Annotated in this window: 11 protein-coding genes; 1 reads left to right on the top strand and 10 read right to left on the bottom strand. The window is 73.6% G+C overall.

Annotation, left to right across the window (positions count from 1 at the left end; translation table 11 throughout):
* Positions 1-8: 8 nt before the first annotated feature.
* Positions 9-494, bottom strand: a complete 486-nt coding sequence (locus ACGF12_RS08915) for a DUF1453 domain-containing protein (RefSeq protein ID WP_393027386.1) — start codon at positions 492-494, stop codon at positions 9-11.
* A 155-nt stretch (positions 495-649) separates the two neighbouring features.
* Positions 650-2,761, bottom strand: coding sequence for a type IIA DNA topoisomerase subunit B (locus tag ACGF12_RS08910; protein ID WP_393027384.1), 2,112 nt, complete (start codon positions 2,759-2,761; stop codon positions 650-652).
* A gap of 538 nt (positions 2,762-3,299) precedes the next feature.
* Between ACGF12_RS08910 and ACGF12_RS08905 the strand changes: the two genes are divergently transcribed.
* The gene (locus ACGF12_RS08905) at positions 3,300-3,530 is read left to right on the top strand and encodes a hypothetical protein (protein WP_393027382.1); all 231 of its coding nucleotides are present in this window, start codon (positions 3,300-3,302) and stop codon (positions 3,528-3,530) included.
* A gap of 216 nt (positions 3,531-3,746) precedes the next feature.
* Here the strand turns inward: ACGF12_RS08905 and ACGF12_RS08900 are convergent, their stop codons facing one another.
* The 8 genes from ACGF12_RS08900 to ACGF12_RS08865 form a co-directional block, all read right to left on the bottom strand.
* Positions 3,747-4,676, bottom strand: coding sequence for a S1 family peptidase (locus ACGF12_RS08900; protein ID WP_393027380.1), 930 nt, complete (start codon positions 4,674-4,676; stop codon positions 3,747-3,749).
* A 207-nt stretch (positions 4,677-4,883) separates the two neighbouring features.
* Positions 4,884-6,530, bottom strand: a complete 1,647-nt coding sequence (locus ACGF12_RS08895) for an RNA polymerase sigma factor (protein WP_393027378.1) — start codon at positions 6,528-6,530, stop codon at positions 4,884-4,886.
* Positions 6,531-7,068: 538 nt separating this feature from the next.
* On the bottom strand, positions 7,069-8,001 hold the full coding sequence (locus ACGF12_RS08890; RefSeq protein WP_393027376.1) for a FadR/GntR family transcriptional regulator: 933 nt from the start codon (positions 7,999-8,001) through the stop codon (positions 7,069-7,071).
* 147 nt (positions 8,002-8,148) lie between these two features.
* A complete protein-coding gene (locus tag ACGF12_RS08885; RefSeq protein ID WP_393027374.1) occupies positions 8,149-9,054 on the bottom strand; it encodes a hypothetical protein in 906 nt (301 codons plus the stop codon).
* 3 nt (positions 9,055-9,057) lie between these two features.
* Positions 9,058-10,569 carry an ATP-binding cassette domain-containing protein gene (locus ACGF12_RS08880; RefSeq protein WP_393027372.1) on the bottom strand — a complete coding sequence of 504 codons (1,512 nt, stop codon included), beginning with the start codon at positions 10,567-10,569 and terminating at the stop codon, positions 9,058-9,060.
* Between the two features lie 211 nt (positions 10,570-10,780).
* On the bottom strand, positions 10,781-11,062 hold the full coding sequence (locus ACGF12_RS08875) for a hypothetical protein (protein WP_393027370.1): 282 nt from the start codon (positions 11,060-11,062) through the stop codon (positions 10,781-10,783).
* Positions 11,063-11,204: 142 nt separating this feature from the next.
* A complete protein-coding gene (locus ACGF12_RS08870) occupies positions 11,205-11,963 on the bottom strand; it encodes an NUDIX domain-containing protein (RefSeq protein WP_387620383.1) in 759 nt (252 codons plus the stop codon).
* 159 nt (positions 11,964-12,122) lie between these two features.
* Positions 12,123-14,255: a glycogen debranching N-terminal domain-containing protein gene (locus ACGF12_RS08865; protein ID WP_393027367.1), complete on the bottom strand. Its 2,133-nt coding sequence runs from the start codon at positions 14,253-14,255 to the stop codon at positions 12,123-12,125.
* Between the last annotated feature and the right edge of the window lie 463 nt (positions 14,256-14,718).

Below are 14,718 nucleotides of genomic sequence, written 5' to 3'. Positions count from 1 at the left end.
GCGATGGGTCAGTGCAGGACGGCGGCGGTCTGCGCGGGCTCCAGCGTCCGGGCCCTGAAGTTCACCACGAGCGAGCGGACCAGCAGCAGGACCGCCATGCCGAGCATCAGCGTGCTGCCCGCCTGATGGACGCCCAGGGCCGAGCCGAGCGCGTAGAGCCCGATCCGGATGGCGATCATCCCACCCCAGGCGGCCAGGGTGGTCTTGGTGCCCTTGAGCAGGACGGTACCGTCCGCGGCCCGCCAGATCCGGACGGTCCAGCCCCAGACGGTGCCCATCGCGAGCACGGCTACCATTCCGGCAGCCAGCAGGGCGGCCGACAGCGCGGCGTGCTGGTGGTCGATGATCTGCGGATCGCGCAGCGCGAGCACGCCCAGGATCAGCGGCAGCAACCAGAAGCGGCGCTCGGTGTCCAGGCGTTGGACGCGCATCTGGCGCTGGACCACCAGGACCGTCACCGCGGCGATCACGAGGAGGTTGGCTACGGCAGGCATCGGATCATCCGTCCCGAGGAGAGGCTTGTTCTGACCTCTCCGACGCTACGGATCCGACGGTTCCCGCTGATCGGAACCGGGGTGGACCCCGGGTGGAACCCGGAACGCGAGGGCCCTCCACCCGTGGGTGGAGAGCCCTCGCGCACTGCCCGGGATCAGGCGTCGATGCGCGAGCGGTCCAGGGTGGCCGCCGAGTCCACGATGAACTCCTTGCGCGGGGCGACGTCGTTGCCCATCAGCAGGTCGAAGATCTTCTCGGCCTGTTCGAGGTCGCCCAGGTTGATCCGGCGCAGCGTGCGGTGGCGCGGGTCCATGGTGGTCTCGGCCAGCTGGTCGGCGTCCATCTCGCCCAGACCCTTGTAGCGCTGCACCGGCTCCTTCCAGCGCATCCCCTTGCGCTGGAACTCCAGCAGGGTCGAGCGCAGTTCGGCGTCGGAGTAGGTGTAGTGGTACTTCTCCTGGCCGCGCTTGGGGTTGGTGAGCTCGATCCGGTGCAGCGGCGGCACGGCGGCGAAGACCCGGCCCTGCTCGACCATCGGCCGCATGTAGCGGTGGAAGAGGGTCAGCAGCAGGGTGCGGATGTGCGAGCCGTCGACATCGGCGTCGGCCATGAAGATGACCCGGCCGTAGCGGGCCTGGTCGATGTCGAAGGTGCGGCCCGAGCCGGCTCCTATGACCTGGATGATCGCGGCGCACTCGGCGTTCTTGAGCATGTCGCTCACCGAGGCCTTCTGCACGTTGAGGATCTTGCCGCGGATCGGCAGCAGCGCCTGGAACTCGGAGTTGCGGGCGAGCTTGGCGGTGCCGAGCGCGGAGTCACCCTCGACGATGAACAGTTCGCTGCGTTCGACGTCGTCGCTGCGGCAGTCGGCCAGCTTGGCCGGCAGCGAGCTGGTCTCCAGCGCGGTCTTCCGACGCTGGGCCTCCTTGTGCTGGCGGGCGGCGACCCGGGTGCGGGCGGCCGCGACCACCTTCTCCAGCACGGCCCGGGCCTGCAGCTTCTCGTCCTTCTTGGCCGAGGTGAGGAAGGCCTTGAGCTCCTTGGCGACGACGGCGGCGACGATCCGGTTGGCCGCCGAGGTGCCGAGCACCTCCTTGGTCTGGCCCTCGAACTGCGGCTCGGCGAGCCGGACGGTGACCACCGCGGTGAGGCCCTCGGTGGCGTCGTCCTTGGTGATGTCGTCCTCGGCGACGCGCAGCAGCTTGCTGGCGCGCAGCACCTCGTTGACGGTCTTGGCCAGCGAGCGCTCGAAGCCGGTGACGTGGGTGCCGCCCTTGGGGGTGGCGATGATGTTGACGAAGGAGCGCAGGGTGGTGTCGTAACCGGTGCCCCAGCGCAGCGCGATGTCCACCCCGAGGTGGCGGGTGACCTCGGTGGGGGTCATGTGGCCGAGCTCGTCCAGGACGGGCACGGTCTCCTTGAAGGTGCCCTCACCGTGCAGCCGCAGCACGTCCGAGACCGGCTTGTCGGGGGCCAGGAACTCGCAGAACTCGGCGATGCCGCCGTCGTAGTGGAAGACCGACTCCTCGACCTGCTCGCTCTCGGTGAGCCGCTCGTCACGCACGACGATGGTCAGGCCGGGGACCAGGAAGGCGGTCTGCCGGGCGCGGTTGTGCAGGTTCTCCAGGGAGAGCTTGGCGTCCTTGAGGAAGATCTGCCGGTCGGCCCAGTAGCGGATCCGGGTGCCGGTGCGGGTCTTCGGCACCTTGCGGCTCTTGCTGAGGCCGTTGGCCGGCTCGAAGGGCGAGTCCGGACCGGCCTCGGTGAAGATGCCGGGGGTGCCGCGGCGGAAGCTGATCGCGTGGGTGTGGCCGCTGCGGTCGACCTCGACGTCCAGGCGGGCGGAGAGCGCGTTGACGACGGAGGCGCCGACACCGTGCAGACCGCCGGAGGCCGCGTAGGAGCCGCCGCCGAACTTGCCGCCGGCGTGCAGCTTGGTCATCACGACCTCGACGCCGGACAGCCCGGTCTTGGGCTCGACGTCGACCGGGATGCCGCGGCCGTTGTCGCGGACCTCGACCGAGGAGTCCGGGTGCAGCACGACCTCGATGTGGTCGCAGTGGCCGCCCAGCGCCTCGTCGACGGAGTTGTCGATGATCTCCCAGAGGCAGTGCATCAGGCCGCGGCTGTCGGTCGAGCCGATGTACATGCCGGGGCGCTTGCGGACCGCCTCCAGGCCCTCCAGGACGAGCAGGTGCCGCGCGGTGTAGTTGGAACCGTCGTCGCCGGCCAGCAGCGCGGACGGCACGGTCGTTTCGGCACTCACGCGGCACTCTCCTCGGTGAAGTTCTGTCTCATCGGTCACATCCGGACGCATCCGGTCCAACCGCCAGTGCAGCACGCCACACTGACAGTCGTCGCTCTGTGTGCTGGCACCCCTACTGCAGGCGCACAGCACGGCAGGCCTGTCCCGCGCAGCTTGTACGCGCTGCGCGAACAAGGACCGCGCCCGGGCGTGGGCCCTGGGGGCGCCATCTCCTCCCGGTACCACCGGTCCTGGCGGATCGTGGGGTCCGGCGCAGCCTCCGGAACTGCCGTTATGCAGGCTACCGGGGCCCGGGACGGGGCTTATGCTCCAACCCGGCAGAGGATTATGCTACGCGGACCTCGGACCCGATCCCGATCGGGCGTTCGAGCGACGGGCGGATCCCGGGATTCGGCACGCATGAACCACCGACGCCCGGGGCACGTCCTCATCAACACAGCAGAATCCTCAGAGAAGAAAAGCCACGAGCGGGAACGTTTTCGGCCTGGTTGGATGTTGACCCTGGTACGACAGCTCGTCGAGCTAGAGAAGAGGCGACGTGACTACTGTTCTGACACCTGCGAGCCCGCTCACCGCGGCTGACCGCTGCGACCGCTGCGGCGCCCAGGCCTACCTGCGCGTCGTACTCGCGAGCGGCGGAGAGCTGCTCTTCTGTGCCCACCACGGCCGGAAGTTCGAGCCCGAGCTCAAGAAGATCGCCGTGGAGATACAGGACGAGAGCGGCCGTCTCACCAGCACCGCCGCCACGGCCGCCGAAGACGAGCGCTGATCCCAGGCGCCGTAACCAGCAGCCAGCGTCGAGCTGTGTCCGGTCGCGCACTGCGCGCGACCGGTGGGCCGGGTGGCCGGACCCTTCGGGGGCCGGCCACCCGGCTCAGCTGTTCTCCGGACGCTTCTCCCGCGTTCGCCCTCGGAGCACCGCCGCCGGGTCGGCCGGACCCGAAACGGCGTCAGAACGTCACCGCGCCATCACTCGCGGCGACGCTCACAGCGCCGAGCGCACCGCGTCCGTGACCGAGGACACCCGGGTGTAGACGCCGGGGTGGCCCGCCTCGGCGCAGCCCGTCCCCCAGGACACCAGGCCGACCAGCCTGCCGCCGACGATCAGCGGGCCACCGCTGTCGCCCTGGCAGGCGTCCTTGCCGCCCTTCTCCTCGCCCGCGCACACCATGCCGCGGGCGTCGAACTTGCCGTCCGGCCCGCCCGGGTAGGCGTGCGCACAGGCCTGGTCCGGGACCATCGGCACGTCCACCCCGCGCAGCACCGGCGAGTAGTCGCCCCGCCCGCTGGTGTCACCCCAGCCGTACACCTGCGCCCTGGTCCCGGCCGCGTACGGCGCACTCTCGCCCTGGCCGACCAGCTCGACCACCGGCCGGGCGCCCTGGGAGTCGGCGAGGGTGATCACCGCGACGTCGTTCATGTTCGCCGCGAAGTTGTAGTCGGGGTGGACCCAGACCGACTGGACGGCCACCTCGCGGCCGGCCGAGCCGCGCATGTCGTCCCGGCCGACGATCACCTTGAGCCCCGGCCGGTCCACCCGCCCCTTGGCCTCGTCGTAGAAGCAGTGCGCCGCCGTCACCACCTTGGTCGGGGTGACCAGCGCTCCCCCGCAGAACTGGCCGGAGCGCCCGCTGCCGAACTGCTGGCGGCTGGCCAGCGCCACGATCCACGGGAGGTCAACAGTGCTCACGGTGCTGCCGCCGACCACCCGGCGCTGCGCCTCGGCCGGGCCGGCCGCACCGAGGGCGACCAGCGGGACGGGCACGGCGGCGAGCAGCGCCAGCGCGGCGGCCCGTCGGCGGCGACGGCCCGTCCGGGCGGCGGCCGGGTCGGCCCGGGGCGGGGCGGGGGTCGGCAGATCAGCGCGGTCCGGGTCGGTCAGCACCGTGACTCCAGAAGGCTCGGCAGCAGGCAACCGGCACAGCGTAGGTGATCAACTACGCTGTGCGACCGCTTCCGGTGACGCCGCCACCCGGACGAGCGACAAGCACCACTCGGACGCTGACGAACCCGGCACCGAACAGCCCGAAGGCCCGGAACCGTACGGCTCCGGGCCTTCGTTGCGCACTGTGCTCGCGGCGCTCGCTCCGCCTGCCGCGGGCGAGCGCCGTCGTACGGCCGATCAGTCCAGGTAGTCGCGCAGCACCTGGGAGCGCGACGGGTGGCGCAGCTTCGACATGGTCTTCGACTCGATCTGGCGGATGCGCTCACGGGTGACCCCGTACACCTTGCCGATCTCGTCGAGCGTCTTCGGCTGACCGTCCGTCAGGCCGAAGCGCATCGAGACCACGCCGGCCTCGCGCTCGGAGAGGGTGTCCAGCACCGAGTGCAGCTGCTCCTGGAGCAGGGTGAAGGAGACCGCGTCGGCCGGGACGACCGCCTCGGAGTCCTCGATCAGGTCACCGAACTCGCTGTCGCCGTCCTCGCCCAGCGGGGTGTGCAGCGAGATCGGCTCACGGCCGTACTTCTGGACCTCGATGACCTTCTCGGGGGTCATGTCGAGCTCCTTGGCCAGCTCCTCCGGGGTGGGCTCGCGGCCCAGGTCCTGGAGCATCTGGCGCTGGACGCGGGCCAGCTTGTTGATGACCTCGACCATGTGCACCGGGATGCGGATGGTGCGGGCCTGGTCGGCCATGGCGCGGGTGATCGCCTGACGGATCCACCAGGTGGCGTACGTCGAGAACTTGTAGCCCTTGGTGTAGTCGAACTTCTCGACCGCACGGATCAGACCGAGGTTGCCCTCCTGGATCAGGTCCAGGAAGAGCATGCCGCGACCGGTGTAGCGCTTGGCCAGCGAGACCACCAGGCGGAGGTTGGCCTCCAGCAGGTGGTTCTTGGCCCGGCGGCCGTCCTCGGCGATGATCTCCAGCTCGCGCTTGAGCTTCGGGGCGAGCTTGTCGGCGGCCGAGAGCTTGTCCTCGGCGAACAGGCCGGCCTCGATGCGCTTGGCGAGCTCGACCTCCTGCTCGGCGTTGAGCAGCGGGACCTTGCCGATCTGCTTCAGGTAGTCCTTGACCGGGTCGGCGGTGGCACCGGCGACGGCGACCTGCTGGGCCGGCGCGTCGTCCTCGTCGTCGTCGGAGAGGACGAAGCCCTCCGACTCCTCCTCCGGGCCCTCGGCCTCGGCCTTGTCGCCCGGCAGCGCGGCCTCCTCGAGCAGCTCCTCGTCGCCGAGCAGCTCCTCGTCGCCGCCCTTGCCGGCCTTGGCGGTAGCGGTCTTCTTGGCGGCGACCTTCTTGGCCGGCGCGGCGGTCTTCTTGGCCACGGTCTTCTTGGCCGGGACGGCCTTCTTCGCCGGAGCCGCCTTCACCTCGGTGACCGAACCGGTCGCCGCATCGACGGTGATCTCGGCGGAGACCGTGGGGGCGGGGGCCGCGGCGGCGGCCGCGACGGCCGGAGCCGCGACGGGCGCGCCGGGGGCGATCCGCACGGGCGGCTTGGTCGGGGCCGACGGGGCGGCCGGGGTCCGGGTGGTGACAGCCTTGGTGGCGGTGCGCTTGGTGGGGCTCTTGGCAGCAACGCTCTTGCGCTTGGCGCCGGCCGGCTCGGCCGCGCTGACCATGAGGTCCACCCCCTCCTCAATCAGCACCTGGTTGAGGCTGCGCATGACGTTCTTCCACTTGGTGACCGGGATCTGGTCCGCCTCGAACGCCTGGCGCACGTCGTCACCGGCGATCTGCCCCTGGGCCTTGCCCCGCTCGATGAGCGCCAGCAGAGCCGCGGACTCGGCGATCTCGGGGGGAAGCGAACGGGATGTGCTGGCCGACACGAACAACCTCTCGGACGATGAGTGGACTCGAACCCGTACCGGCCGCCCGAGCGGGCGGGGAAGGAGATCGCGCGCCGGACGCGCGGTGTCGATTCCGACCGACTCGGGCTTGAGGACTGGGTTTGCAGGACGGCAGCAGCGCCGCGGACCAACACAGCATTCTGACATGTTGGAGTATTCCGGAGCTGCTCTCGCTCAGGACACATCGCTGCTACTCGTCAAGTGTTACGCATGGCCTTCGTGTCGCGGGTCACACCGCTCGGCGCCCGCGGCCCGGGGGCCTGGATCCATCATCGCGCACTCGCTCCGGAGTTGGTTGTCATGGACTGGCCATACGGTCGGGGGCTGCGACGGCGCGGTACGGGTGCGGGCCGTCGTCCCGCGGACCTGGACGGCGAGGCCGGGGCCGGGCGACCGTCGCGGGCTCTCGGGCCGCCACCGCCGCGCAGGAGCCCTCCGGCTGCGCCGCGCGGTGCGGCCGGAGGGCCCTGGAGGAGCGGGCCGCGCCCGGCGCGCCCGCTCGTCGAGAACAGCCCGCTCAGTGCTCCCGGGGCGCAGGGACGGAGGGCTCCATCTCGGGGTGGACGGTGAGCAGCGCCCGCATCGCGGCCTCGCCCGCGGTGCCGTCGCCGGCGCCCAGCGCGTCGATCAGCCGGGCGTGCAGGCTGACCGAGGACTCTGAGGGCCGCTCGCAGGAGATCGCCGGGCCGCCCGAGACCTGCAGGGCGCAGGAGACGATCCCGGACAGGTGCTCCAGCATCCGGTTGCCGGCCATCTGCAGGACCAGGCCGTGCAGCTCGGCGTCGGCCCGGGTGTAGGTGGACAGGTCGGCCTGGGCGGCGGCGTGGCCCATGATCTCGACCAGCTCGACCAGCCGCTGCTGGACGTCCTCCCGGCCGTGGCCGGCCGCGAGCCGGGCGGCCAGCGGCTCGATCGCCCAGCGGAGCTCGAACAGCTCCCGGCGCTGCTCGTCGCGCTGCGGGCCGAAGGCGCGCCACTCGATGATGTCCGGGTCCAGCAGGTTCCAGTCGCTGACCGGGCGGACCCGGGTGCCGACGTTCGGACGGGCACTGACCAGGCCCTTGGCCTCCAGCACGCGCAGCGACTCGCGGACGACGGTCCGGGACACCTCGAACCGCTGGCCGATCTCCTCGGGCACGAGCGGACGGTCGGCGCCGAGGTCGCCGGAGACGATCATCTGGCCGAGCTGCTGGACCAGCTGACCGTGCAGACCGCGACCGCGGCTGCTGGTGGTCTTGCGGCCGACCCGGGCGATGTCGGACTCGGCGCCCTCCCAGCGGGGCGCCGGCGGCGTCGGCCGGTCGGCGTACGAGAAGCGGTCCAGGTCGCCGGAGCCGGGGATGGGCCCTTCGGCGGAACGGGCGGGGGTCATGGTGGGGTGCGCAAGGGTACTCACGCCTCCTTTGTCGGCGATCGGCAGGCGCAGCTTGAGAATTCTCGTGAAAAGCACACGAAAGGGTGATCGACCGTGACTGGATAATTGACTTCTTATCAGGAAGAACCGCACATTGCGGTCACTGCTGGTCGATCTTGGTGGTTCGGGGCGGTCTGCCGGTTGCCCACGGTGCCTGCGCTGCCCGCGGGCCCGCTGCCGGCGCTACAGCGCGCGGCGGCGGGTCTGGACGATCAGGGCCGTGAGCAGCAGGGCCGCCAGCGGGGCTACGGCCGCCGCGAGAAACGCCGGGTCCGTCAACGCCGGGCTGCCGGCCACCGCCCCGCGCGCTGCCCCGTACACCAAGCCGTAGGCCCACTCGATGCCGGACTGGAACGGCAGCAGCTCGGCCGCCCGGCCCGGCCACGGGCGACCGGTCCAGCGCAGCAGCAGGGCCACGCCGGACTCCAGCAGCGGCGGCAGCGCACACAGCAGCAGCATCCCGGCGACGGCGCTGCGGGTCAGCGAGGCGGTCAGCACACCGGTCCAGCCCGCCACCACGGTCAGCAGGACGAAGGCCAGCAGCGCGGCCGGCACCCCGTGCCCGGCCAACAGCGCCAACGGGGCGAACACGCCCGGCAGGTCGCCGAGGGCGTTCAGCCCGGCGGCGGCCAGCGCCCCGGACGCGCGCCCGGAGAGCGCGGCCGGGTCCGACCAGGCCGCCACCGTCACCCCGGTCGGCAGCGCAAGGTGCACGGCCACCGTGTCGAGCAGCAGGGTGGCCAGCGCCAACAGCGCAGCCACCGGGGCGACCACCAGCAGCTTGGCCAGCAGCAGCCGCACCCGGCGCGAGTACGCCACCTGCGAGGCCGCCAGCCCCGGGTGGCGCACCTCGTGGCCGTACGAGAGCGCGCCCAGCACGCCGGCTCCGAGCGCCGCGAAGGGCAGCGGGATCAGCGGGACGGCGGCGGTCAGCAGCCGCACCCCGGCCCGGCCGGCCAGCTGGCCGGGCGGGGCCTGGCTCGCCAGGACGGCGGCCACGACGGCGTCGCAGAGCAGTACGGCGGCGAGCAGCAGCCAGGTGGAACGCAGGCCGCGCAGGCGGCGCAGCTCGTAGGCCAGGACACGCACGGTTCACTCGCTCCGGTGGTCGTCGGGGGTGGCGGGAGCCTTGCCGATGGTGAGGCGGCCGAGGCGGACGGTGTCGTCGGTGAGCAGGTCGGCGGCGCTCTGGCGCCAGTGCGGGGGCTGGGTCTCGGTGCGGGCGGAGTCGTCTGACCGGGCGGTGGTGCCGGTCGGGGCGGCAGTGCTCGCCCGGCCGGTGGCGTTTGCCGGGACGGCAGTGCTCGCCCGGGCGGGGCCCGGCGCCGGGGCGGGCTGGTCGCGGACGAGCCGGTCCAGAGCGACGGTGGGGGCGGGGTCGGCCTGGTCGGCGGCGGCCGCGGCCGCGGCCGCGCCGAGGGTCGGGAGGGCGGCCGTCACAGCGGCGACGGGCAGCGCGCGGGTGGGCAGGGAGGCGTCGTCCCGGGAGCGGCCCCGAGTAGCGGGCTCGGCGACCACGGGCTGGTGGGTCGGCTCGGGGTGCGGGTCCGAGTGCGACTCGGCGTACGGGTCGGGGTGCGGCTCGACGTGCGGGTCTGAGTGCGACTCAGCGTGCCGGCCCGCACTGGGCTCGGGGATCGGCTCCGCTTCGGGGGCCGGTTCGGCCGTCTGCTGGAGGCGGAGCTGGCCGGAGCGCCCGGCGGGGGCCGGCAGGGCGGCCCGGGGCGCCTGCTGCTCGACCACCCGGTCGGCCAACTCGTGCAGCAGGATCCCGTGGCGGTAGGCGAGTTCACCGATCTCGGTGCGCTCGATGCCCGCCACCGCGAGACCCGCACCGCCGTCCCGGCGCACCTCGGCGCCGTGGCTGACCAGCAGGTCGGCCAGCCGCGCCATCTGCGGACCCCGGACGGCGACTTCGGGGCTGAGCCTGGTCCGGCAGAACTCCGAGACCGGCTGGTCGGCCACCAGACGGCCGCGGTCCAGGGTGACCACCCGGTCCGCCAGCCGCGCGGCCTCCTGCGGGGTTCGGGTGGTCACCAGGACCGTCCCGCCCGCGACCGCGAAGGAGCGCAGGAAGGAGTGGAACCACTCGACGTTGCGCGGCGACAGGCCCTCGGTCGGCGCGTCCAGCAGCAGTGTGCCGGGATCGCCGAGCAGCGCGGCGGCCAGGGCGAGCCGGCGGTGCATGCCAGGCGAGAAGATACGCAGCCGCCGACCGGCGACGGCGGCCAGCCGGGTCTGCTCCAGCAGCTCGTCGGCGCGCCGCGCGGGGACGCCGACGGCCGCGGCCAGCATCCGCAGGTGGCCGGACGCCTTGCGCCCCGGGTGCCCGGCCACCGCGGCGGCCCCCTCCCCCGGCCCGGGCAGCAGCACGCCGACCTCACGCTCGGGGTGGCGGATCCGCTGGTAGGGGCGGCCGTTGAAGAGCGTGATGCCCCGGCCGCGTTCCAGTTCGAGCATCAGCCGCAGGGCCGTGGACTTGCCCGCTCCCTCGTCACCCAGCAGAACGGTCACCATGCCGGGCCGGGCATCGAAGGTCAGATCGAGTACGGCGGGTGGGGCGCCCTTGCGATACACCCTGGTCAGTCCGGTGATCTGGATCATCGCTGGCTACTCCCATGCCCTCGGCCGACCTGCTCGACGCCAGCACATTAGGGGTCGGCACCGCCGATTCCGGGCATTACCGAACCGCCACGGGCCCACCGGCCGTCCGCCTCACCCGATCAGGGGACAATCCGATCCTGCGATTCACGGGCGCGCGTGTTCCGGGGGCCGTCGGTGCCCCGGCCGGTGGCCGGTGCCGTGGCTGTGGCCGTCACAGGAAGTCCGAGGCTCCCGTCGGGAGCGGCTGGTCGACGCACTCCCCCTGGAACTCCTCGACGGCGGCCTTGCCCGCGACGGCGATCTCGGCCAACTGCTCCTGCTCGGCGCTCAGCGTCTCCTGCACGGAGGCGATCGTCGCCGGATCGGCATGCGCGGCCTTCAGGGCGGCCAGCTGCCGCTCGGTTCCGGTGGTGGTCGCGATGAGACTCTTGCGGTCCGCCACCAAACTCTCGATGCCGGCTCGCTGTCTGGCACAGATGTCGTCGGCGGCCATCACGGGGCTCCCTAGCTCCAAAGTCCTCCGGTCCGGCGACCGAAGCGTCCACCGACACTGTGCGTCGGCGGCACCGCATCGGCCTCCGGACCGGGGCCGTTCGGCGGCCCCGCACGGAGGCGGCTCCGGGACCCCCGGGTGCTCAGGACTCCGGGCGGAGCATGGGCGGGTTGAGGACGGTCGCGCCGCCCGCCGTGAAGAGCTGGGCCGGGCGGCCCCCCTGACGGGTCGTCGTGCCGCCCGAGGGGAGCAGGAAGCCGGGGGTACCGGTGACCTTGCGGTGGAAGTTGCGCGGGTCGAGGACCACACCCCAGACGGCCTCGTAGACGCGGCGCAGCTCGCCGACGGTGAACTCGGTCGGGCAGAAGGCGGTCGCGAGCGAGGAGTACTCGATCTTGGAGCGGGCGCGTTCCACGCCGTCGGCCAGGATCAGGCCGTGGTCGAAGGCGAGCGGGACGCCGTCGACCGGGCTCTCGCCGAGGAGTTCGCCGACCGGGGCCCAGCGGGCGCTGCTGGCGTCACCGCCGGCCCGGGGCGTCGGGAGGTCGGGGGCGAGCACCAGGTAGGCGACGCTGACCACGCGCATCCGGGGGTCGCGCTGCGGGTGGCCGTAGGTGGCGAGCTGCTCCAGGTGGGCGCCGGCCGCACCGGGGCCGACTGCGTCGTGGCCGGGGGCGGAGTGGGCGCGCAGGCCGGTCTCCTCGGCCAGCTCACGGGAGGCGGCTTCGGCCAGGCCCTCGTCCGGGCGGACGAAGCCGCCGGGCAGCGCCCAGTACCCCTGGTAGGGCGGCTCGCCCCGTCTGACCAGCAGGGCGCAGAGCGAGTGGTCGCGCACCGTCAGCACCACCAGGTCAACCGTGACAGCGAATGGGGGGAAGGCCGACGGATCGTAACGCGACATGGCGACGATCATAGTCGTCTCTCTGACGATAAGCACAGGCCAGTGCACGGGGTGCGCAGCACCGGTGACTGCGCCCGGGCGGGCGCGGTGCTGGCGGGGCGGGCGCGGCGCCGACCGTGCAGGCCCGGGGCCGACAGGCCTGCACGGTCGGGCCCGGTGTCAGCGGGCCACCAGCTGAAGGTCCGCTGAGGCCTCCTCCACCATCGCCACGCCGATCCGGCTGACCCTGACCGAGAAGGGCTCACCCGCCACCCGCAGACCGGTCAGCTCCAGTTCGCCGAGCGGAGCGGTGCTGGCCGGGCGGACCAGCACCCGGCCGCCCGGGACGTCGGGCCGGACCCCGGCGAGCGCGAACACCGCGTGGACGGCTCCGGCCGCGGAAACCGCCGCCGGACGGCAGGCGGCGGGGTGCGGCACCGGCGGACAGCCGGGGGTGCGCTGCTCCCCCGCGTACATCTCCGGCAGCCGGCCCTCGAGGTGGGCGGACGCGGCGAGCAGGCCCTCCAGCAGAGTGCCGGCCTCGTTCTCGTGGCCGGCCTCGGCGAGTCCGGCGATCGCCAGCGCCGTCTCGTGGATCCGCACCGCGCCGCCGCGATGGCCCAGCGGGTTGAAGCGGGGGGACTTGGCGCTGAGGGTGCGCAGGCCCCAGCCGCTGTCCAGCTCCGGCGCGACCAGACGCTGGGCGAGCAGCCTGGTCTGCTCGCGGTCCAGCAGGCTCTCGTGCCGCCCGCCGTCGTCGGCGAGGCCGGTGTCGAGCAGGTGCACCAGGGAGGTCGCGACGGCCGGCAGCGGCTGACCGCCCGGGGCCAGTCCGGCGGCGGGGCGGCCGCCGGAGAGGTCGTCGATCCAGAACCGCTCGCGGAAGCGGCCGCGCAGCCCGGCGGCCCAGTTCCGCCAGTCCTCGGCGCCCGGGCGGCCGAAGGCGTCCAGGAGCTCGGCCCCGTGCAGGGCGGCGCGGTGGGCCTGCGCCTGGACCTCCGCGCGCGCGGCCACCGGGTGGGCGGCCCGGTCCTCCACCGGGCGGCTCAGGTCGGTGACGAAGCCGTCGACCAGACCCTCGCGCAGGGTGGTCAGGGCCCGCTCGGCGGCCGGGAGCAGTTCGGCGACCTCCCCTCGGGGCAACCCCCAGCGCCAGGCCTCGGCCAGCACGGTGACGAACAGCAGGGTGGCCTCGGTGGCGGTGCAAGTGGGCGGCAGCTCCGGGCCGCCGTGTCGCAGGGCGCCGGGCAGCAGGCCCTCGACCCGCCCGGGGGCAGGGGCGAGCTGCTGACGGCGGGCCAGCGCGCGCAGGGTACCGGCGGCGAGCCGGGTGCCGAGCGGGAGGGTCAGCCGGGCGGCCCAGAGCGCGTCGGCCGGGGCGAGGCCGAAGCGCCAGGGCGCTCCGGAGGCCGGGTAGAGGTCGGTCGGGCGGTCCGGGTCGGCGAACAGCAGCCCGCCGAGGGCGTCCAGCGAACGGGAGACCAGCAGGGCGGCCCGGACGTCGTCACTGCGCACCTCCGGTTCGGCCCAGGGCAGCGGGACGCCGGTGCCGCGCCCACCCGGCGGGCGCGGGCCGCCGGGGGCGCTCTCCAGTTCGGCACGCAGCTCGACCGACCAGCGGGCGCCGGGCTGGACCTCCAGGTCCCAGCGGAGCACTCCGGCGCCGGCCAGGACGGCGTGCGGGGAGGGCTTGGCGCTGACCACGGCGCTGTGCACCGGGCCAGCCCAGCGCAGCCCGGCGGACTGCACCTGTCCCGGAAGGTCGGGCGGGCGGTGCCCGGCGGCGATCTCGGCGACCGGGCCGAGGTCGGTGCCGAGGGCGATCTCCAGCGGCAGCCGGGCGGGCCGGGCGCCGGTGTTGCGCACGGTCACGGTCTCCACGCCGTCCGCGTGGCGCAGCCGTTCGACGGTGAGCGCCGGGTCCGGGTCGAGGTCGCCGGGCAGGCGGACGGCTCCGAGGAAGCGGGCCTGGGCCGCACTGGTCTGGGTGCCCTGGAGCGGCAGCGGCTCCATGCCGCCGAGCCGCAGCTCCATCCGGGCGACCACCCGGACGCCGTTGCGGTAGAAGCCGTGCAGTCCGTGGCCGCGCAGCTGGCCGTCGGGTCCGGAGGCGGCCATCGCGGGGGCGTTGACGCAGAGCACCACATGGTGGACAGCCGGGGGCTGGGGGCGCGGCGGGGCCGCGGGCCGGCCCTGGGCGACGGGTGCGCCTGTCGGCCCGGACGCCGGCATCTGCTCGGGCCGGCCGGCCGGTCTGGGCGCGCCGACCACGCTCTCGGCCGGCGTGGCCTGTAGTGGCCTTATCGCGGTCACCGGACTCTCCTCCCCTCGGCGGTCCGGTGGCCGGTCAGGGCCGGTGGGCCGCGAGCATGCTCGATCGCGTGCTGATGGTGCCGAGCCGACGGGGTTTCTCCCGCCGGCGGTGTTCCGTGCCTGGCCGTACCCGACGGTGGGCCGTGCCATGCGGCGTGCGGTACCGGGCCGGTACCGGCGCGCCACGCCTCCGCGCCGGGCACGCCGTCGTGCCCGGCCACGCCGTCAGGTCCGGTGCCCGGGCCTGACGGTGACGCCCTGCCGGGGACGCCCCTGGTCGTGGCGCCCCGCCCCCGTGGCCCGCGCCCGTCGGGCCGGCGGTCTCGCTCGGCCGGTCCGCACCGCCGGGCGGGCGGCCGCCCGGAACCGGGCGCCGGTCGGACACCGTACGGGCGCAGGGCCCCCGGGGGTGAACGCCGCACACCGCCGCCAGGTCACGCCCCGACGTGGCGGTCGCCGGTCG

It is taken from the genome of Kitasatospora sp. NPDC048296 (assembly GCF_043201815.1).
Classification (GTDB): domain Bacteria; phylum Actinomycetota; class Actinomycetes; order Streptomycetales; family Streptomycetaceae; genus Kitasatospora.
The sequence above is the reverse complement of the archived record's forward strand: the minus strand, read 5'-3'. Positions and strand labels throughout refer to the sequence as shown.

Excerpts from the sequence above, each read along its gene's own strand:
- ACGF12_RS08880 (WP_393027372.1), bottom strand. The coding sequence starts at position 10,569 with ATGATCCAGATCACCGGACTGACCAGGGTGTATCGCAAGGGCGCCCCA.
- ACGF12_RS08870 (WP_387620383.1), bottom strand. The coding sequence starts at position 11,963 with ATGTCGCGTTACGATCCGTCGGCCTTCCCCCCATTCGCTGTCACGGTT.
- ACGF12_RS08875 (WP_393027370.1), bottom strand. The coding sequence starts at position 11,062 with ATGGCCGCCGACGACATCTGTGCCAGACAGCGAGCCGGCATCGAGAGT.
- ACGF12_RS08915 (WP_393027386.1), bottom strand. The coding sequence starts at position 494 with ATGCCTGCCGTAGCCAACCTCCTCGTGATCGCCGCGGTGACGGTCCTG.